Annotated in this window: 18 protein-coding genes and 1 pseudogene; 3 read left to right on the top strand and 16 right to left on the bottom strand. The window is 48.8% G+C overall.

The features are described 5' to 3' along the window. Positions 1-4 precede the first annotated feature (4 nt). From EPD17_RS05730 to EPD17_RS05685, 11 genes and pseudogenes are all read right to left on the bottom strand, one after another. Positions 5-1,294, bottom strand: coding sequence for a nucleotide sugar dehydrogenase (locus EPD17_RS05730; RefSeq protein WP_132052507.1), 1,290 nt, complete (start codon positions 1,292-1,294; stop codon positions 5-7). 30 nt (positions 1,295-1,324) lie between these two features. Continuing rightward, positions 1,325-1,612 carry a Rossmann-fold NAD(P)-binding domain-containing protein gene (locus EPD17_RS20375; protein ID WP_317126724.1) on the bottom strand — a complete coding sequence of 96 codons (288 nt, stop codon included), beginning with the start codon at positions 1,610-1,612 and terminating at the stop codon, positions 1,325-1,327. A 21-nt stretch (positions 1,613-1,633) separates the two neighbouring features. Next, positions 1,634-2,244: pseudogene (locus tag EPD17_RS20370) on the bottom strand (GDP-L-fucose synthase family protein); the annotation flags it as partial. A 273-nt stretch (positions 2,245-2,517) separates the two neighbouring features. After that, entirely contained in the window at positions 2,518-3,633 is a 1,116-nt protein-coding gene (gene gmd / locus EPD17_RS05720; protein ID WP_132052505.1) for a GDP-mannose 4,6-dehydratase, read from the bottom strand. Between the two features lie 417 nt (positions 3,634-4,050). Further along, the gene (gene rfbA / locus EPD17_RS05715) at positions 4,051-4,932 is read right to left on the bottom strand and encodes a glucose-1-phosphate thymidylyltransferase RfbA (protein WP_132052503.1); all 882 of its coding nucleotides are present in this window, start codon (positions 4,930-4,932) and stop codon (positions 4,051-4,053) included. A gap of 75 nt (positions 4,933-5,007) precedes the next feature. Further along, the gene (gene rfbB / locus EPD17_RS05710; RefSeq protein ID WP_132052501.1) at positions 5,008-6,054 is read right to left on the bottom strand and encodes a dTDP-glucose 4,6-dehydratase; all 1,047 of its coding nucleotides are present in this window, start codon (positions 6,052-6,054) and stop codon (positions 5,008-5,010) included. Positions 6,055-6,143: 89 nt separating this feature from the next. Next, the gene (locus EPD17_RS05705) at positions 6,144-7,109 is read right to left on the bottom strand and encodes an SDR family oxidoreductase (RefSeq protein ID WP_132052499.1); all 966 of its coding nucleotides are present in this window, start codon (positions 7,107-7,109) and stop codon (positions 6,144-6,146) included. 53 nt (positions 7,110-7,162) lie between these two features. Continuing rightward, complete coding sequence (locus EPD17_RS05700; RefSeq protein ID WP_132052497.1) at positions 7,163-9,577, bottom strand: GumC family protein; 2,415 nt, start codon at positions 9,575-9,577, stop codon at positions 7,163-7,165. 19 nt (positions 9,578-9,596) lie between these two features. Further along, entirely contained in the window at positions 9,597-10,376 is a 780-nt protein-coding gene (locus EPD17_RS05695; protein ID WP_132052495.1) for a polysaccharide biosynthesis/export family protein, read from the bottom strand. Positions 10,377-10,385: 9 nt separating this feature from the next. Further along, complete coding sequence (locus tag EPD17_RS05690) at positions 10,386-10,877, bottom strand: UpxY family transcription antiterminator (RefSeq protein WP_132052493.1); 492 nt, start codon at positions 10,875-10,877, stop codon at positions 10,386-10,388. Positions 10,878-11,015: 138 nt separating this feature from the next. Continuing rightward, positions 11,016-11,609, bottom strand: coding sequence for an acyltransferase (locus EPD17_RS05685; RefSeq protein WP_132052491.1), 594 nt, complete (start codon positions 11,607-11,609; stop codon positions 11,016-11,018). A gap of 51 nt (positions 11,610-11,660) precedes the next feature. Between EPD17_RS05685 and EPD17_RS05680 the strand changes: the two genes are divergently transcribed. Next, on the top strand, positions 11,661-12,878 hold the full coding sequence (locus EPD17_RS05680) for an acyltransferase family protein (protein ID WP_132052489.1): 1,218 nt from the start codon (positions 11,661-11,663) through the stop codon (positions 12,876-12,878). Positions 12,879-13,098: 220 nt separating this feature from the next. On the opposite strand, the gene EPD17_RS20185 is transcribed toward EPD17_RS05680, so the two are convergent. The 3 genes from EPD17_RS20185 to EPD17_RS19885 form a co-directional block, all read right to left on the bottom strand. Next, the gene (locus EPD17_RS20185; protein ID WP_240040789.1) at positions 13,099-13,851 is read right to left on the bottom strand and encodes an RtcB family protein; all 753 of its coding nucleotides are present in this window, start codon (positions 13,849-13,851) and stop codon (positions 13,099-13,101) included. 464 nt (positions 13,852-14,315) lie between these two features. Continuing rightward, positions 14,316-15,389: an AAA family ATPase gene (locus tag EPD17_RS05670; protein WP_132052487.1), complete on the bottom strand. Its 1,074-nt coding sequence runs from the start codon at positions 15,387-15,389 to the stop codon at positions 14,316-14,318. Then, a complete protein-coding gene (locus EPD17_RS19885; RefSeq protein WP_165929536.1) occupies positions 15,359-15,535 on the bottom strand; it encodes a hypothetical protein in 177 nt (58 codons plus the stop codon). Before EPD17_RS19885 ends, EPD17_RS05670 begins: the two co-directional genes overlap by 31 nt. Positions 15,536-15,658: 123 nt before the next feature. Between EPD17_RS19885 and EPD17_RS05665 the strand changes: the two genes are divergently transcribed. After that, positions 15,659-15,955 (top strand): hypothetical protein, encoded by a 297-nt coding sequence (locus tag EPD17_RS05665; RefSeq protein WP_132052485.1) that lies wholly within the window; start codon positions 15,659-15,661, stop codon positions 15,953-15,955. Positions 15,956-16,237: 282 nt separating this feature from the next. Here EPD17_RS05665 and EPD17_RS05660 read toward each other — a convergent pair whose 3' ends face one another. Beyond that, complete coding sequence (locus EPD17_RS05660; protein WP_132052483.1) at positions 16,238-17,350, bottom strand: PA0069 family radical SAM protein; 1,113 nt, start codon at positions 17,348-17,350, stop codon at positions 16,238-16,240. Positions 17,351-17,523: 173 nt separating this feature from the next. Here EPD17_RS05660 and EPD17_RS05655 point away from each other — a divergent pair, with 173 nt between their 5' ends. After that, the gene (locus EPD17_RS05655) at positions 17,524-18,189 is read left to right on the top strand and encodes an SOS response-associated peptidase (protein ID WP_165929535.1); all 666 of its coding nucleotides are present in this window, start codon (positions 17,524-17,526) and stop codon (positions 18,187-18,189) included. 233 nt (positions 18,190-18,422) lie between these two features. Here the strand turns inward: EPD17_RS05655 and EPD17_RS05650 are convergent, their stop codons facing one another. Continuing rightward, positions 18,423-19,028, bottom strand: coding sequence for a 2'-5' RNA ligase family protein (locus EPD17_RS05650; RefSeq protein WP_114237499.1), 606 nt, complete (start codon positions 19,026-19,028; stop codon positions 18,423-18,425). Positions 19,029-19,097 lie beyond the last annotated feature (69 nt).

Raw genomic sequence — 19,097 nt, 5'->3', positions numbered from 1 at the left:
AAATTTAGAAGCTCCAGTATTGTCTATTGGTGATGGCACCACGGTAGGTACCTTTCAAATCGGCAATCAGGGCATTTGGTTTGGTAATGGATGCAAAATACACATCATCCAACGAAGCATACGGCTCATGACATACGGTAACGATCACCGCATCATAATCCTTTGCCGTTTCCGCTGCCAGGCCAAAGCCATACTCATGCTGCAGCTCTTCCGAGTCTGCATGCGGGTCCACCACGTCTACATTAAGGAAAAAGTCTTTCAATTCTTTCACTACATCTGCCACCTTGGAGTTGCGGATGTCCGATACATTTTCCTTGAACGTAGCACCCATCACCAGCACCTTGGCCCTTTTTACATCGCTTACGTTTTTGATAACGTGCTGCACTACCTTGCGGGCCAGGTAAATGGGCATGTTGTCGTTGATATAACGACCAGCAAGAATAACCCTTGAGTTGTAGCCAAGTTCGCTTGCCTTGTAAGTAAGATAATAAGGGTCTACACCAATGCAGTGTCCGCCCACCAGCCCTGGGAAAAACTTCAGGAAGTTCCACTTGGTACCGGCAGCTTCCAGCACCTCAAAGGTGTTGATGCCCATGCGGTCGAAAATGATCGACAGCTCGTTCATCAGGGCAATGTTGAGGTCACGCTGGGTGTTCTCGATGATTTTGGCAGCTTCTGCTACTTTGATGCTTGAAGCACGGTGCACGCCTGCAGCAACCACCAGCTCATATACTTTGGCAATGGTTTCCAAAGATTCAGCATCACATCCCGACACTACTTTTACAATGGTGGAAAGGGTGTGCTTTTTATCACCCGGATTAATGCGCTCCGGAGAATAACCCAGCTTGAAGCCTTCGCCCATAGTAAGGCCTGATAGCTTTTCAATAATGGGCAGGCAGTCTTCTTCGGTGCAGCCGGGATACACAGTAGATTCAAACACTACGTAATCGCCTTGCTTTACCACCTTGCCGATGGTTTCGCTGGCCTTTTTCACTGGCGTCAGGTCGGGCACGTTGTGGTGGTCTACCGGAGTAGGAACGGCAACAATGAAAAAAGTGGCTTCCCGCAGTACATCGAGGGAGTTGGTGAAGGTAATATCGCAGCCCTCAAATGCTTCCCTTTCCAGTTCATTGCTGGGATCGATGCCTTGCTTCATTAGCTCGATGCGCTGGGCATTGATGTCGAAACCGATCACCGAAATCTTTTTGGCAAATTCAAGAGCAATGGGCAGGCCTACATAGCCTAACCCAATCACCGCAAGCTTTTGCTCCTTATTAATCAATTGTTGATACATGAGCCTTTACTTCCTTATTTGATATAATGATTACTTCTGACTTACAAACTCCTTTGTGTTGTCTAAAGTTGTTCCCGAAAACTGCTCCTTGTAAACAGTGCTAATTCCTTTTTTCAACACAATGGATGCTTGCCAGCCCAATGCATTCAATTTGCTTACATCCATTAGTTTTCGCGGAGTACCATCCGGCTTAGTAGTATCAAACACCAAGCTGCCTTCGAAACCTACCACTTCTTTTACCAATTCTGCCAACTCTTTAATGGAGACATCATCGCCCACGCCAATGTTCACCAATCCCGGTTCATTGTACTGCTGCATCAAAAAATAACACGCATCAGCCAGGTCGTCGGCATGCAGGAATTCGCGGCGGGGGTGCCGGTGCCCCACACTACTACTTCAGCATCACCCCGCTCTTTTGCTTCGTGCATTTTGCGGATGAGTGCCGGTAACACATGACTGTTGGCCAGGTCGTAGTTATCGTTGGGGCCATATAAGTTCGTGGGCATTACCGAAACAAAGTTGCAACCGTACTGTGCCCTGTAGGCATCGCACATCTTAATACCGGCGATCTTGGCAATAGCGTAGGGCTCGTTGGTTTCCTCCAGTGGGCCGGTGAGCAGGTATTCTTCTTTTAGTGGCTGGGGTGCCAGCTTGGGGTAAATGCAGGAAGAACCCAGGAACATCAGCTTTTTTACACGCTGCACATACGCCTGGTGGATCACGTTGTTTTGGATCATCAGGTTGTCGTACAGAAATTCGGCGCGGTACGTATTGTTGGCTACGATGCCGCCCACTTTTGCAGCGGCCAGGAATACGTAGTCGGGTTTATCGGCGGTAAAGAAGTCGGCAACTTGTTGCTGGTTGCGGAGGTCTAGCTCTTTAGAGGTGCGGAGGATAAAGTTGGTGTAGCCTTCCCGCTGCAGCCGGCGATGGATGGCAGAGCCCACCATACCGCGGTGGCCGGCAATGTATATTTTAGCGTCCTTTTCCATTGAGATATTTTGAACCACTAAGGCACGAAGAAGGGAAGGTGCACAAAGGGTGTTTTTTTTTTCAGTCGGTCACTTTGATGCAGAAATAAATTCGATATCAAAGTGTAATCAGCTTGGGAAGAGTCGTTATTGCCAAGTTCAGGTCCTTCGCTGCGCTCAGGATGACAAATGCAGGAGTTCGCCTTTAACGGTGGACGGTTCACGATCACCATTGACCATTCCCGGATGCCCTTACTCGAACTGCCTAGCTACTGTAAATCCTGATTCCACAAGGGTTTTATGCCTGCGGAAGGCTTCCAGGTCGGCGGCAACCATTTCCACAATCATTTCTTTGAGGGAGTACTTTGGCTTCCAGCCCAGCTTTTCCTGTGCTTTTGTAGGGTCGCCAATCAGGAGGTCCACTTCGGTTGGGCGAAAATACCTGGGGTCGATCTTAACCAGCACTTGTCCTTCTTCAATGCCATACTCACCCGTGGAGGATACTACATATCCTTCTTCCTCCACTCCTTCGCCCCTGAAGCCCAGTTCCACACCTACTTCCTCAAATGCCAAGCGGATAAATTCCCGCACCGGTGTGGTAATGCCCGTAGCAATAACATAATCTTCCGGGGTGTCCTGTTGGAGGATGCGCCACATAGCTTCCACATAGTCTTTTGCATGGCCCCAGTCACGCTGTGCATCGATGTTGCCCATGTGCAGGCAGCTTTCCATGCCCAAAGCTATTTGTGCCACTGCCCGTGTGATCTTTCGGGTAACAAAGGTTTCACCCCTCAGCGGGCTTTCGTGGTTAAAGAGAATGCCATTGCAGGCATACATGCCATAGGCTTCTCGGTAGTTTACCGTGATCCAATAGCCATACAGCTTTGCCACTGCATAGGGCGAACGGGGGTAAAAAGGTGTGGTCTCCTTTTGTGGGATTTCCTGCACCAGCCCATACAATTCTGAAGTGGAAGCCTGGTAGATACGGGTCTTTTCGGTAAGGCCCAGCAGGCGTACCGCTTCCAGGATGCGCAAGGTGCCGATGCCATCGGCATTTGCAGTATACTCAGGGGTATCAAACGATACCTTTACATGCGACATGGCACCGAGGTTGTAGATCTCATCGGGCTGCACTTCCTGTATAATGCGGATCAGGTTGGTGGAGTCGGTAAGGTCGCCGTAGTGCAGGATGAAGTTGCGGTTGCGTTCGTGGGGATCCTGGTAGAGGTGATCGATGCGGTCGGTGTTGAAGAGCGAAGATCGGCGTTTGATGCCGTGAACGATGTAGCCTTTTTCCAGCAGCAGTTCAGCCAGATATGCGCCGTCCTGGCCAGTTACGCCAGTAAGCAGTGCGGTTTTATTTGCCATTTTTATAGGTTCGGTTTTGGGTGAAGGTAAAATATTATATGATTGAATTCTGTATGTTGTTTGAAAGAAGGCGACTGCTATGTTTGATTTTTACTTTTTTGCTTCTGCAAAAAAGTAACCCCGCAGCCCCGCCATCAATGACAGCCTGATGGCGGGATGGTTCCCTGATTGGGCTTTGGTGCTACTGTTGTGAAGGGCAGCAGGGCCTTGATTTGTAGTGCTGTTGCAAGATGCAAACTCAGATCCCTCCTTCGTCGGGATGACAAATGAAAAGTGGTTGCACTTTTGTTGGGTGTACCAATAATTGCAGACTTTTTGTTTTGTCATGCTGAGCGCAGCGAAGCATCTAGTTGTTGGAAAGTGTTTAAATGTTCATAGTTGAGATACCTCCTGCGTCGGGATGACACAATAAAAATTTTACAACTGGGTAGCCACCTTTTCTTTTTTCAACCCTTTCAGGTAAGTACCATACCCGCTTTTGGCGAGTGCGGTTGCATGTTGCGCCAATTGTTCATTGTTGATGTACCCCATGCGCCAGGCAATTTCTTCAATGCAACCGATCTTAGTACCCTGGCGTTTTTCAATCACCCGTACAAATTCGGTGGCATCATGCAATGAATCAAAAGTACCCGTGTCGAGCCAGGCAGTGCCGCGGTCGAGAATGGACACCTTTAGTTCCCCTCTTTTTAAATACTCTCTATTTACATCCGTGATCTCGTATTCGCCCCGCGGTGATGGCTGCAGGTTTTTTGCAATTTCCACCACTGTGTTGTCATAAAAGTATAACCCAGGCACGGCGTAGTGCGATTTAGGTTGTTGCGGTTTTTCTTCGATGGAAAGCACATTATTTCTATCATCAAATTCCACCACCCCATAGCGCTCCGGGTCGGACACTTCGTAGGCAAAAACATAGCCGCCCTCGACATCGGATAATTCCTGTAACTGGCGCCCCAAACGGGAACCGTAAAAAATATTGTCGCCCAACACCAGGGCCACTTTATCCGTTCCTATAAAATCAGACCCGATGACAAATGCCTGTGCTAGCCCATTGGGCACTTCCTGTATGGCGTACTCAAACCGGCAACCAACCCCGCTGCCATCGCCCAGCAAGCGTTTGAATTGCGGATGATCTTCCGGCGTGGTAATGATCAGGATCTCATTGATGCCTGCCATCATCAATACCGACAAGGGGTAATAGATCATCGGCTTGTCGTAGATCGGCATTAGTTGCTTAGAGATGGCTTTGGTAATTGGGTAAAGCCGTGTGCCTGAGCCGCCGGCCAGAATGATTCCTTTCATGAGGCTGGGTTGATTTGAACCACGAAGACACAAAGGGCACGAAGGTGCACAATGAGTTGTCTCGTGGTAAAGAAGTTATTGCGCGTATTGTTGTTCGTAATATTGCTGGTAAGCGCCGGAGGTTACATGCTCCAGCCACTCGCCATTTTCCAGGTACCAGTCGATGGTCTGCGCCAGGCCTTCTTCAAAAGTTACCGAAGGGGCCCAACCCAGTTCCTTGTTGATCTTGGAGGCATCGATGGCATAGCGCCGGTCGTGGCCGGGACGGTCTTTTACATAGGTAATGAGCTTTTCGCTTTCCCCTTCCGGCCTACCCAGTTTGGCATCCATGAGCTTGCACAGCAGCTTTACGAGGTCAATATTTTTCCACTCGTTGAAGCCGCCAATATTATAGGTTTCGCCCTCCCCACCCTGATGGTACACCAGGTCAATGGCGGTGGCGTGGTCTTTTACAAACAGCCAGTCGCGGGTATAAAGTCCATCGCCATATACCGGCAGGGGCTTGCCATTAATGATGTTGTGAATAAACAGCGGGATCAGCTTTTCAGGGAAATGATTTGGGCCGTAATTGTTAGAACAATTGGTAACTACGATGGGAAGATGATAGGTTTCGCCATAAGCCCGCACAAAATGATCGGATGCTGCCTTGGATGCAGAATAGGGTGAATTGGGATCGTACGGAGTTGTTTCTGTAAACAAGCCCTCTGCACCCAAAGCGCCATACACTTCATCCGTGCTTACATGGTAAAAGCGTTTTCCTTCGGTTGAACCTGCCCAATGCTTTTTTGCTGCATTCAACAAGTTGACCGTTCCAACTACGTTGGTGTACACAAAATCGAGTGGTGAAGAAATAGAGCGGTCTACATGTGATTCTGCAGCGAGGTGAATGACCCCATCAGGGTTGTGCTGCGTAAAGACCCGGTCCAATTCGGGAACATCCAGGATGTTTACTTTTTCAAAAAAATAATTTGGTGCCCCTTCAATATCGCGCAGGTTTTCGAGGTTGCCTGCATAGGTAAGGGCATCGAGGTTGATAATTTTGTATTGTGGATACTTGTTCACAAACAAGCGAACCACATGGGAACCGATGAAGCCGGCACCGCCGGTGAAAATGATGGTCATGAAGGAGTTGATAGTTAGTAGTTAGTAGTTAGTAGTTGACAGTTTAGGGGTTTAAAAAACTCTTAAACTTCTAATCTCCTAAACTCACCCTATGAATATGCAAAATGATGTTTGCTGCGGTACCATTCAAAGGTGGTTGCCAAACCTTCTTTTACAGATACTTCCGGCTCATAGCCCAGCAAGCTTTTCGCTTTGGAGATATCGGCGAGGCTGTGTTTTACGTCGCCCCTGCGTTCGGGACCGTAAAGTGGGGCCAGGTCGCTGCCGGCCAGGGCCTTTATACTTTCGAACAATTGGTTGAGTGAAGTTTGTTCTCCAACGGCTACATTGTACACTTGGTTTACCGCTTTGGTATTGGTAGTGGTAAGTGCCAGAATGTTGGCCTGCACGGCATTGGCCACATAGGTAAAATCGCGGCTGGTTTCGCCGTCGCCATTTATTTGTGGGGGTTCATTGTCGAGCACTGCTTTTACAAACAGCGGGATCACCGCGGCATAAGGACCTTTGGGATTTTGCTTAGGACCGTACACGTTGAAGTAGCGCAGCCCGACCAGTTGCATGCCATAGGTAGTGGCATATACCCGTGCATACAGTTCGTTTACATACTTGGTAACGGCATAGGGTGATAGCGGGTTGCCGATGCGGTCTTCCACTTTGGGCAGGCCGGGATGGTCGCCGTAGGTAGAAGAAGAAGCCGCGTAAACTACACGGCCAACCCCCTTCTCTTTTGCAGCGGTAAAAATGTTGAGGGTTCCCGTCACATTTACTTCATTCGAAGTGAGCGGGTCGTTGATGGAGCGGGGCACCGATCCTAGCGCTGCCTGGTGACTGATGGCGTCTATACCGGCACATGCTTCCAAACAGGTGGCATAGTTGCGGATATCGCCTTCAATAAATTGAAATCTCGGGTCCTGGCGGAATTCCTCTATGTTTTGGAGGGAACCGGTGGCCAGGTTGTCTAATACCCGCACCAGTTGTACATCGGGGCGGTCAAAGAGGCCTTTTACCAGGTTGGATCCAATAAAGCCGGCGCCGCCGGTCACTAATATATTCATGGAGGGGTTGAGGAGTTTAGAAGTTTAGGGGTTGAGGGTTGAGCGGGGTGGCGTTAAGCAGAATGCTTTTTGCTTCGGGCCTTTTTCTTTTTTCCTTTGAGCCAGCTAAACAGGCCATTGCCATTTGAGCCCCCTTTTGTTTCTTCTTCGAAGTAACCAGAGTTCTCACCGTAGCCATAAGTGTACCCATACCGGCCATACCCATAATAGCCATAGCCGGCCTGTAATTGCACATCGTTGATCACGACCGACATGTGCGGCAGCTTGCCGGAATGGTACAGTTCATCGATCAAGCCCACCTGCTTTTTCAGGGTGCGTCCCTGGCGGGCAATATACAGCGTGGCATCGGCAAAGCGGCTCAGCGTTTGCGCGTCACTTACAATACCAACCGGTGCGGTATCCATTACTACTATATCAAAATTGGCACGCAGCCAAGTAAATAGGCTCTCCAGTTGCGGACTGAGCAGCATCTCCGCCGGGTTGGGTGGCACCGGACCACAGGAAAGCACAAACAAATTATCGTAGCCGGCTACCGGAATGGGCAGGTCCTCTATTGCAGCTTTACCCAAGAGCCAATTGGTTAGTCCCGGTTTTTTTTGCATGTTCAATCCCGAAAGTATTTTAGGTTTGCGGATATCGAACTCCAATATAATAGTGCGTTTGTTGGCCAGTGAAAGTACCGCACCGAGATTGGTAGAAATAAATGATTTGCCCTCGCCGCTATAGGTAGAAGTAACCAGGATCACCGGGTTTTGCATATTGGAAAGGATGTACTGCAGATTGGACCGGATAACCCGGAACTGCTCGGCCACCATCCCTCGACTGTTGGGCTTGGCAACTAGGGTTTCTTCAGAGAATGAATGACCCACTTCCCCTAGAATAGGGACGTCTGAAAACTTCTCGATATCTGCCCGGCTAGTAACTTTATCGTTCAACGCTTCCCGTGCAAAAATCACTAGGGCTGGTAATAACAAGCCAGCAACAATAGCGATCAACTGGGTCGTTTTTTTATTGGGAGCGACTGGTATTTGACTCACACTGGCGTCTTCAACTACTTTTATGTTGGAAATGGTTGCTGCCAATGAAATAGCCGTTTCCTCACGTTTTTCCATCAGGAAGTTGAACACGCTTTGTTTCATTTCCTGCTGCTTTTTGATCTCCAGAAGGTTCTGTTCCTTTAAAGGTAGTTGCTGTATCTCGGCTCGGACAGTGCCCCGGTTCTGCTGTAAACGGCTGATTGCTGCAGCGTAAGCCCTTTTCACATTGGCCAGGCTCTCCAAGATATTCAGCCGCAATTGTTCGATCTGACCAGTCTTTTGCTGCACCCGTGCATTAGCCGCGGGAACATTAGCATCCAATAATCCCTTCCGTTCCAATTGGGCCACATTATAAGCGGCAATCATTGTGTTCAGGGTGGGGTCGCTCAAACCAAGTGAAGACGGCACTACGTTAAAATCATTCTTGCTGTCCCGAAGGTATGTATCGATCATATTCGCCACATTCACCTGAACCTGTTGGGTGTTGATCTGTTCTTCGTATGTATCTATTTTGTTAAGATACGCAGAGGATTGCGAATTAGGATTTAGAAGATTATTTGCTAACTGATATGAAAGCAAGCTGCCCGTTACACTATCAAGCTCCTTGGACACCACCTGCAAACGGTCGTCGATAAAGTTGATGATTTGCCGCTTGGTTTCGTTTTTATCTTCGATGGTCACCACTTTGTATTCCTGCATCAACTGGTTGAGCACATCGGCAGCTAATACCGGGTGTGTAGCCTGAAAAGTCAGGTTTAGGATGCCTGTGGTGCCCTTAGGAGTAACCAGCAAATCGGCAGCATAAGCCTTAGCCAGTTGACGGGTAGGATGCCAAATGACCTTGTAAGCTTCCCCTACACTGGCACCGGGCCGGCGGATCAGGCGAAAAGTGCTACCAGCAACAGAAAAAGGCTGGCCGAAGGCATACATTGCATTCCCATCTTTTACTTTGAATGCATCGTTATTATTGAACTCAAACTCCAACTCTTTGGTGCTGCCCGAATCTGCTAAAGTGATTGCTTGTACAAAAAAAGGCACATCTTTATAATGATGCACCTCACGTATATTTCCTTTGGTGAAATATTGAAAATTAAGTTGCAGATTGTTAATTACCCGCTGCATCAGTTGATGCGACTTGAGCAGTTCAATCTCATTCTGAACATTGATTGAGTTGTCTAAAACAAATAGCTGCGAAAAGCGGTCGCTAGCTTCACTTCCGCCACCTGATCCGCTGTTGCCTTCAATTTTTATGATCAGCGCACCTGCCGATTCAAAAGTGGGGGTTGTGTAGCGTAAGTATAAATAGGCACCGAGTAATGCAAAAGCAACCGAAAAAACAAACCAAGGCAGAAAACGAATATACTTAAAGAATAGCTCTTTAATATTCAGACCCGGGGTTTCCTTTTGCGCTATTTGAAGCTGATCTTCCATTTAATGATGGGATACGGACTTAGCGTGTAAAAATGTTATAGACTACAGCAATGCTCGTTACAATGGTCAATACAAACCCAACCTGTTGTGCAATGCGTTGTTGTTCCGCATTCCGGGCCTTATAACGGGTGGCCTGTACCAGCACGACATCATTTTGCTGTAACTGATAGTAAGGCGACTCAAACATCTTGGAAGAAGTAAGGTCGATAATGCCCAGGCGGCGTTGCCCGTCATTTTCCCGTAACACTTTCACAGAGGTTTTGTTTCCAAACTGTGTTATATCCCCTGCCATTGCCAAGGCTTCGAGAACTGTAAGATTCTCTACTGGCACAGTTTGCACACCAGGATCGCCCACTTCGCCCATGATGATCACCCGGAAGTTTTGAAACCTTATATTAACCATTGGATCAGTCAATTCGCTCTTTAATTTTTCTTTGATCTGCTCCGCTAGCTGTGTCTTAGTAAGCCCTTCCACTTTCAATAGTCCGATCCGGGGCATCTCAATTTCCCCCCGTTGATCTACTAAGTAAGCGTTCATAGGACTATTCATTACAGCAGCCGACCCACCTGTACCTGTTTGGAGATTATACAACTGGTCTACAGATTCTTCCAGACTCGCACTCCGAATCCTAATACTTAACAAATCATTCTTCTGTATCACCGGCTCCGCCATGTACCGGCTGATGCGCATAGTAGTATCCTGTAAATCCTCTACATAATTCTGAATGGCCCGCTGCTCGGTTCTGCAAGAGGTGATGAATAGCCCGCAAAAAAGTACCAGCAACAAATAGTTACGCATGGGTACGTGTTAGTTTGAAATGAGTTTGTTTTTATCAATATCCGCCACCAGCATATATCCCAGGCTTTCGATCTGCACCCGGGCCACTTTGTTTTTTACTTCCAGCACCTTGCCATCCCGGTCCATGAGGGGGCCGGCAATGATGCGCACCTGCTGGCCTGGCTGTAATTCCAGCTGTTCCAACCGCACATTTTCATGCTCGTCTAAAAAGCGTTGAATGGTCTGGATCTCTTTGTCTTTTACAATGGCGGGCTTGCCGTTCCAATACACAAAATTGATCACCCCTTCGGTCATACGGACCTCGGTGCGGCCCTCATCGGTGATGCGTACAAATACATACGACTTGAACAGGGGCTCCTCCACCAGCTTTACGCGGTCGCTCCATTTGCGCCGCACTTTATTGAGCGGGCAATAGGATTCGACTCCTTTTTGGGTGAGCAGCTGGGCCACTTTCTTTTCCCACCGGGGCTTGGTATACAGGGCTAACCACTTGTGACTCATGGGCAGTTGGCACGGCTTCGCCACCTCAGTCACACGTCTTTTCTTTGACGCACACCGAGTAGCTAACCATAAACGGGTGCAAATATAGGCCATGCGCTGTGACTGACAAACCCATAAAAAGTGCAGATTTTGAACAAGTTATTGATCAAAGCTGGATAACATATTTATCCGGCCATTTTGCAAGCCATAAATTTCGCCCGTGCTGGTACAGGTAGCCATTCCTAAAGAATTGAAAGCCAACCGATACCCTGCACGGCTTACCCACCCTTGCTGCTGAGCTGGGTTGCCCACCACTAATGCATAGGCGGGTACATCTTTGGTCACCACCGCGCCGGCACCAACGAGGGCATATTCCCCAATTGTTACCCCGCAAACAATAGTGGCATTGGCGCCAATGCTTGCCCCGCGGCGCACCAGCGTGGTCCGAAACTCCGATTTCCGCTCAATAAAACTTCTTGGATTAATAACATTGGTAAACACCGCCGAAGGACCGATAAAAGTATCATCCTCCACGATCACCCCATTATACAGCGACACATTGTTTTGGACCTTTACCCCATTGCCCACCACTACTTCATTATCTATGAACACGTTTTGGCCAATATTACAGCCCTGGCCCACCCGGCTGCGCGGCATCAGGTGGCAAAAATGCCAGATGCGGGTACCGGCACCAATCACGGCGCCTTCGTCTACCACGGCCGTTGGGTGTATAAAAACTTCGCTGTAGCTCATGAATACATTTTGGGCGCATCAAAGTATTACTTTTAAACCAAAACCGCTGTTTTGAAACAACGATATCTTGCCCTTGATGTGTTCAGAGGCGCCACCGTGGCCTTTATGATCCTCGTAAACAACCCCGGAAGCTGGTCGCATATTTTTAGCCCGCTGGAGCATGCACCCTGGCACGGCCTCACCCCCACCGATCTGGTGTTTCCTTTTTTTCTTTTTGCCGTAGGCAATGCGCAGGCTTTTGTGCTGCCGCGCCTGGCAGAACAGGGCGATGCGGTGTTTTGGAAAAAATTATTGAAAAGAACCGCGCTGATCTTCCTCATTGGACTGTTCCTCAACTGGTTCCCGTTTGTGCAATGGCAGGATAACGAGCTCGTGTTCAAAGGGTGGACCTGGACCCGCGCCAACGGCGAACCCGCCGGGGTGCGGATCTTTGGCGTACTCCAACGCATTGCGCTGTGTTACTTTTTTGCCTCCATCATTATTTACTATGCCAAACCAAGGGGCGCATTTGTGATTGGCGCCATCCTGCTCCTGCTGTATTGGGCGTGGTGCATTGGGGCAAACCCGGCCGACCCGTACAGCCTGGCCGGCTGGGGCGGCACCGCCATCGATAAAGCCATTTTGGGCGAAGCCCATATGTACCGCGGCGAGGGCATCCCCTTCGACCCCGAAGGACTGGCCAGCACACTCCCCGCCGTGGTGAACGTGATCTTTGGCTTTTTGGTGGGCGATTATATCCGCAGACGTGGCCTGATGCAACAGCAAGCGCCCCCTCCGCAAGGCGGCACACATTCGCAGTTTGAGACCATCGCTGTTTTGCTGCTGGCCGCCGTGGCGCTGCTGGCCGCAGGCTATGCCTGGAACCTTTCTTTTCCCATCAATAAAAAAATATGGACTTCTTCTTTTGTAGTGGCTACCAGTGGGCTAGCCATTGCGCTGCTGGCCACGCTGGTGTATTTTATTGAAATAAGGGGCAGCCGCGGCAGGTGGACTTATTTTTTTGAAGTGTTTGGCAAAAACCCGCTGTTTATTTATGCGCTGAGTGGACTGATACCAAAGCTGTTGTGGCTTATCCGCATCCCGGCTGGCACTACAGATTCCGGCGAGCCAAAATTTGTTAATCCATGGGGCTGGTTTTACCAGAATGTTTGTGCAAAAGTGCCGGGTCCGCCCGAAGTTGGTTCTTTTCTTTTTGCGTTGTGTTTTGTGGTGTTGCTTTGGGCTATTGGGTATTGGATGGATAAAAAGCGGGTATACATCCGGGTGTAACTAATAACGTTTGTTCGTCATTGTGAGGCGCATTTTAAATTTTGTAGATGATAAATTTTGTGCGCCGAAACAATTTCCCTTCCAAGCATCACTTAGGTATTTCATCAGTTTGGTTCGGAGATTGCTTCGGCGCATGAGCCACAAGTTTTACCATGTAGCTCATACGCCTCGCAATGACGGTAACAGCAATTGCTGAATGCTGCCCACCCAAACCCATACCCTATTTCTTCCCCCTTTTGCTCCACTGCTTGGGCACGGCGCCATCCATTTGTACAATCCTGGGATAAAAAGTGCCAACAATATCAACCAGGTCTGCCTGCGCCTGCATTACCTCACGGATGTCTTTGTACGCAAAAGGCGCTTCATCCAACCCGCCGCCCAGCAGCTTTACACCATGCTCCTGCAGGTACTGGTTCAGTTCCTTGTGGGTAATGCTCTTTAGGGCTGCAGTACGGCTCATCTTGCGGCCGGCACCATGCGAAGCCGAAGCCAGCGAGGCCACCTCGCCCCTGCCCCGCACAATATATCCCGGCGCCGTCATGGAGCCCGGTATAATGCCGAGCACATCTTTCCCTGCAGGCGTAGCGCCTTTCCGGTGCACAATTACTTCGCGGCCGTTGTATCGTTCTTTCCAGGCAAAATTGTGGTGGTTCTCTACCATCTGCATGGGCCGCTGGCCCAGCGCTTTCGCAATTTTCTGGTGAATGATATGATGACAGGCCGATGCATAATCGCCTGCTAAGTTCATCGCCATCCAATATTCCTGCCCTTCTTCCTCGGTAAGATCGAGCCAAGCTAAGTTTTGTGCTTCGCCAGGTAGGCGCCGTTTTTTCTTCGCAACCGCAGTATAATGGTTGGCAATGGCTGCGCCCAGTCCACGGGAACCCGAATGTGATAATAGCCCCAGATATTTCCCCGGCGCAATACCCAATGCACCCACACCATTATCCAAATCTTCATCGCCAATTTCCACCACGCCAAACTCCACAAAGTGATTGCCCGAACCTGAAGAGCCCAATGGTGCGCATCGGGCATGAGGGCGCCCGCCACCGCCACTGGTATTTTGGCTGCGGTATGCATCTGGTGCAGTGCTCCCTGCTCAATGCCGGCGGCACCAAACACCTGGAAAGGCACGCCTTCGGTTTTCAACCGGATCTCATCGCCGGGCCCTGAGGGCTTGGGCAACAGTGCCGCAGCAATTTTACCCAATATGCCATCATGTGCATACTGGTTGGGGCTCTGTATGATGGAACGCAATATTTCCAGCGCATCTTCTTTCGACAGGTGTTTGAAGTGTTGCTCCATCACGTTCATGGCAATAGAAATCACCGGCCCTTCCGGGTAGCCTATTGCCCGCAGCTCTTTGCCGCTTAGTTTTAATTTTGCCATACAGTGATTTTTAAACAGGCTGTTCGTAAATAGCCCGTTGGTTGTTTTTTAATTTGCCCATCCCGCACTTCTAAACCCAATTACTTCGGGTCGTTTTGGCTCAAATTCCATGTCGGCCTGGTTGCTGATTTCCGCAACCGTCATCGGGCGGGTAATGGTGGTGTCAAATCCTAAATGATCGCTCAATCGTTGTGCTTTGTGCACGCCCAGTTTACCAAATTCATACTTCGCAATCAGGCGTCCTTTGCGCATCAGCGCACTGTCAACCAGGGTCAGCGAACTGTTGAACGTGCAGATCAATTGTACGTTCAAAAAATCAGCCAGCAGCCCGTCTGAAATATTCAAAAGATTGGACACTGCCGAACTACCCGAGGCCTTGCGATCCATGATGATGTTTTCGGCATCTTCAATGATGACCACCGTGTTGGGATTGTCGATCAACAGATCGATAAAAGCAGGGTTCATCAGGTCGCCGGCAATGTTGGGCGACAAAAACAGCACCCGCTTTTTGATCTTTCCAATCAGGTACCGCAGGTAAGTTGTTTTGCCGGTTCCGGGCAAGCCATGCAGCAACACAATCCCTTTGTCGCTACTCCGGTTCAGCCTGTTGTAAATAACGCCGTGCACTTCTTTAAAATCATCATCATAAAAAAGATCCAGGTCAAGGCTTTTGCGTTTTACTTCCATGGTCCGCAACTCAAGGCCATGCGTACCCGAAACAATCAGGTTGATCTCAAGCGGCTTGCGGCGCACTTTACCTTTGAAGCGTTGTGTCAACTCTGTAATCGCTGTTACAAATGCATCGTCGGTATCGTCGTGAAACAGCTCCGCATACCAGCATCCTATTTCAATTACGCAACCGTTGCGCAACATCAATACCGCTTTATCAAACTCATAGCGTTTTCCTTTTTTATCAAAAGCCCGGTATGCATATACTGCGGTGATCATGTCGGCGTATTGCTCCTTGATGGCAGCGCAAACTTTTTCTCCATCAATGCCGTTTACAAATGACACAGAAGGAATCTTGTTGAAAAAATATAAGTACACCAGCTTTCCTTCCAGGTAATTGTTACCGAAAATGCTGCTGGCATTCATTGTTTTTTGTTGGAATGTTTGTTCCATAAAATGTTTGTATGTATCGTGTTTTCAAAAACTGCAAGCATCCATAAAGATGCTTGCCCAATCGATTTTTCTTCACTGGCTGCAGCGCTTGCACGCAGCAACAACAAGAGTTGCCGCAGAGCCAGCACCACCAATAAAAGTTTCATTGTTCCTGTATTTTATTGCATTAAAAAAGGCCCGGATGTAGGTACACCGGGCCTTTCAGTAACCAACAACGTTGGTCAACGCTACGCTGAAGCCGGTGATGATATTATTCCGTAAACAAGTCTATGATCAACAGCAAACACAGCGCTGACCTTTGCACAAACGCCTGCAACAAACTCGATGCAAAAGCCACGCATGCTGCATGGAAGAATGTGTTGCCGCATACCCATAAGATTTGTGTAAAAGCAAAGCCCCGCATGCTATGCGGGGCTTTAGGTGTATGTACATTTTATCAGATCAAACTACTGCACACCACTATTGGCACCGCAAACAATATTCCATCCCAGTGGGCGGAATTCTTTGCTGCTGATATGTACAATAGTGCGAAACATTGTTACTGTGTTTTGTGGCTGCAAATGTAATTAACTACAATGCACATACGCAAATTTTTTTACATAAATTTTATAGCGGCTTTGTTGTAAATATTTTTTCACGCTTTGCTTTATTTATAAAACAATCATGTTTTTAAAGAACATCCGATTGAGCAGTGTTAGGGTTCGTGCTGTGTTCAAATAAAAAGACTCAAACCTTATAACGCTATTAAATAATGATCTATTCTTCAAACCAATTACAGGTCAATATCCATCGAGTAGGTAATAACTCAGTGATAAATATTTACGCTAAAACACCATGCTATTGGTTGATCAAAATAGCTTTCCCTGTTCGCCGGGCCTGTAAAATTGTGTGCTGTCCAAAGACACTTTTTCTTTATTCAATCCAAATTTCCTCAGGTACGTTTTAAACTGCGCAGCAATCATATCCGCCACCGGTCCTTCGCCGCGCATACGGCTGCCCCATTCGCTATTGTTCACCTGCCCACCATGCGATGCCTCAATCATATGCCACACTTTTGCAGCCCTGTCGGGAAAATGCCGTTGCAGCCAATCGTGAAATAAAAGCTTGATGGCGCCATTGAGCCGGATAAAAGTATAGCCGGCAAACGTAGCGCCGGCAGCAGCCGCAGCCTCCAATATGGCAGGTGTTTCGTGGTCGTTCAATCCGGGAATAATGGGCCCCAGCATTACGCCGGTTTGTATGCCCGCTTTGCTCATGCGCTCCACGGTACGCAGGCGCTGTGCGGCAGTGGCGGTTCGGGGCTCCAGCACCCGCCGCAGGTCTTCGTTTAGCGAGGTAATGGTGAGCAACACAGACGCCAGGCGCTTTTGGGCCATGGGTTGCAGAATATCCAGGTCGCGCAGCACGCCTGCATTCTTGGTCAATATGCCCACCGGTTGATTGAACTCGGCACATACTTCCAGCAAGCCACGCGTCAGCCGAAACTTTTGCTCTGCGGGCTGGTAACAATCTGTGTTTCCACTCAAAGACAGCGGCACTGCATTCCAGGCCCGATGCATCAAAAACTTGCGCAGCAACTGCGGTGCATTTTCCTTCACCATAATTTTTGTTTCAAAATCAATTCCTGCACTGTAGCCCCAATACTCGTGGCTGTTGCGGGCATAGCAATAAATGCAGCCATGCTCGCAACCATTGTATGGGTTCATGCTGTAAGCCATGCCCACATCGGGGCTTTCCACTTTATTGACCAACGTTTTCGCTTCAATGGAAATGAACTGCGTTTTGGGATCAGTCGTTTCCCATTCATCAATGGCTTCGGGGTGCTCCTGCTCGTAGTGTTGTGCTAAAAACCTGTTGCCCGTATTCATCTGTGCGCCGCGGCCTTTTTTAATGTCGGTGTTGCTGTTGGCCGTTGCCAAAAGGTCCACACCCTTTTTGCTGCGGCTGATATAGGAAGCCATAAAAATCGTTGGTTGTCGTTTGTAAAAAAGCCTTTAGTGGCCACTAAGGCACTAAGGGCCGAAAGGAACACAAAGCGATACGGTTGCCTTTTTCGCTTTCGGTATCTTTACCTGCTGTTTGCACAAACCTTCACGCCATGTGTTATCATTATTCCATCAGCAAAAAACCCAGCATGCAACATGCAGAATGGGAAATGCCGTTTGAACCCGTGTATCATGCCAATGGTTTCGATTTTCCGTTGATGCCAGTAATGACCGGCGCCGAACCCAATAAGGTGCAAGCGTACCGGTGGGGATTGATTCCATCATGGACGGGCACTTTGGCTGATGCAGACAAGCTGCGAACGCAAACACTCAATGCCCGCGGCGAAACTATTTTTACCAAACCCGCCTACCGCTCCTCGGTGCAGCAACGCTGCCTGGTGCTGGCCGATGGTTTTTTTGAATGGATGGAATTTGGTAAAAAAAAGTACCCGCACCTGGTGCAATTAAAAGACGAAAGCGTATTTGCATTTGCCGGTTTGTACAGCCACTGGACCGATAAGGAAACCGGCGAAGTACTCCGCAGTTTTACAATCATTACTACCGATGCCAACCCATTGATGGCCCGCATCCACAACACCAAACAACGCATGCCGGTTGTGTTGCCCCAAGCGTTATGGAACGAATGGCTGCAACCCGAACTCACTAAAGAACAAATTGCCGCCCAACTTCGTCCGATCGATGACAGCATCATGGAAGGCTTTCCTATTTCCAAACGCATCACCACCCGCGGCGTAGATACCAATGTACCCGAAGTGCGGGAAAGGGTTGATTACCCGGAGCTGGCTTTTGCATAAGTTGTCGAGACAGAATAACGAACAGACGAACAAGGAATATCAAACAGGCGAAGTTGGGGGGAAGAATATCGAACAAGGAACAAGGAATGATGAACCGATGAATGAACATTAGAAATGATGAATTATGAATTTGGAGTGACCACAATAATTAATAATCCATAATTAATAATTCATCATTCTCACACACTTCGTTATTCATCTGTTCCTTGTTCCTTGTTCGATATTCTTTTTGCCTACGCAAAAAGCACTCCCTGCCGCACTTCGGCACCGCGGCTTAGGAGCTCCATGCGGCGCAGCACTTCGTAGCGGCTGCCCGGTGCCGAGCGGCGCAGCAGCAACAATGCATCGGCTTTAAAACGGCCCGTAAACTGGCGGTGCTCCAGCTCCATCCACATGCCAATAAACTTCAAAGGCTTCAACCCGTGCGCCAGTACCAGGTGCGGTTCTGCAAAAAACTGCGGATCCTGCTGCGGCACTTGCATCAGCCATTTGAGCTTTTTTATTTCTTTAAAAAACTCAGCAAACATGCCGCGGCCGGCCATGGGTATATATAATGTATGTGATGGGTAAGCGGCAAAATCTTTCAGTTCAATCATCTGCGGATGCAGCCCCATAACGGTTTGCTGCAGGCGCTCTACCAGTTTGTCTTCGCTTTTTTCGTACGCAAAAAACTTGGCCAAGGTTAACGACGGCTTCAGGCTCCAGCCTTCTTTTACGCCGTGGCGCTGGTGCAGGTCGGTGCGCAGCGCCTGCACTTTTTGTTGCATTGTTTCGGGCAAGGGCACAATCAGTCGGTATTCGTGCACCCGGTAACCGGGCATCTGCAGGTCTATGCTCATACAATATGGTTTTAGTGTGGACAATCTAATTTCCTTAGCATAAAATTACTAATTAATTTAGCACATTCA

The sequence above is a fragment of the Pseudocnuella soli genome (assembly GCF_004347775.1).
In the GTDB taxonomy this organism is placed as follows: Bacteria; Bacteroidota; Bacteroidia; order Chitinophagales; family Chitinophagaceae; genus Flavisolibacter; species Flavisolibacter aquaticus.
Note: the sequence above shows the minus strand (reverse complement) of the source record. Positions and strands in the feature narration are given on the sequence as shown.

What these genes read in the sequence shown, in the direction of transcription:
- EPD17_RS20375 (WP_317126724.1), bottom strand. Translation starts at nt 1,612, where the DNA reads ATGCAGCAGTACAATGAACCGGGATTGGTGAACATTGGCGTGGGCGAT.
- EPD17_RS05730 (WP_132052507.1), bottom strand. Translation starts at nt 1,294, where the DNA reads ATGTATCAACAATTGATTAATAAGGAGCAAAAGCTTGCGGTGATTGGG.
- gmd (WP_132052505.1), bottom strand. Translation starts at nt 3,633, where the DNA reads ATGGCAAATAAAACCGCACTGCTTACTGGCGTAACTGGCCAGGACGGC.
- EPD17_RS05700 (WP_132052497.1), bottom strand. Translation starts at nt 9,577, where the DNA reads ATGGAAGATCAGCTTCAAATAGCGCAAAAGGAAACCCCGGGTCTGAAT.
- EPD17_RS05705 (WP_132052499.1), bottom strand. Translation starts at nt 7,109, where the DNA reads ATGAATATATTAGTGACCGGCGGCGCCGGCTTTATTGGATCCAACCTG.
- EPD17_RS05655 (WP_165929535.1), top strand. Translation starts at nt 17,524, where the DNA reads ATGCAACATGCAGAATGGGAAATGCCGTTTGAACCCGTGTATCATGCC.
- EPD17_RS05690 (WP_132052493.1), bottom strand. Translation starts at nt 10,877, where the DNA reads ATGAGTCACAAGTGGTTAGCCCTGTATACCAAGCCCCGGTGGGAAAAG.
- rfbB (WP_132052501.1), bottom strand. Translation starts at nt 6,054, where the DNA reads ATGACCATCATTTTCACCGGCGGTGCCGGCTTCATCGGTTCCCATGTG.
- EPD17_RS19885 (WP_165929536.1), bottom strand. Translation starts at nt 15,535, where the DNA reads ATGAAACTTTTATTGGTGGTGCTGGCTCTGCGGCAACTCTTGTTGTTG.
- EPD17_RS05665 (WP_132052485.1), top strand. Translation starts at nt 15,659, where the DNA reads ATGATCAACAGCAAACACAGCGCTGACCTTTGCACAAACGCCTGCAAC.
- EPD17_RS05695 (WP_132052495.1), bottom strand. Translation starts at nt 10,376, where the DNA reads ATGCGTAACTATTTGTTGCTGGTACTTTTTTGCGGGCTATTCATCACC.
- EPD17_RS05670 (WP_132052487.1), bottom strand. Translation starts at nt 15,389, where the DNA reads ATGGAACAAACATTCCAACAAAAAACAATGAATGCCAGCAGCATTTTC.
- EPD17_RS05650 (WP_114237499.1), bottom strand. Translation starts at nt 19,028, where the DNA reads ATGAGCATAGACCTGCAGATGCCCGGTTACCGGGTGCACGAATACCGA.
- EPD17_RS05660 (WP_132052483.1), bottom strand. Translation starts at nt 17,350, where the DNA reads ATGGCTTCCTATATCAGCCGCAGCAAAAAGGGTGTGGACCTTTTGGCA.
- EPD17_RS05685 (WP_132052491.1), bottom strand. Translation starts at nt 11,609, where the DNA reads ATGAGCTACAGCGAAGTTTTTATACACCCAACGGCCGTGGTAGACGAA.
- rfbA (WP_132052503.1), bottom strand. Translation starts at nt 4,932, where the DNA reads ATGAAAGGAATCATTCTGGCCGGCGGCTCAGGCACACGGCTTTACCCA.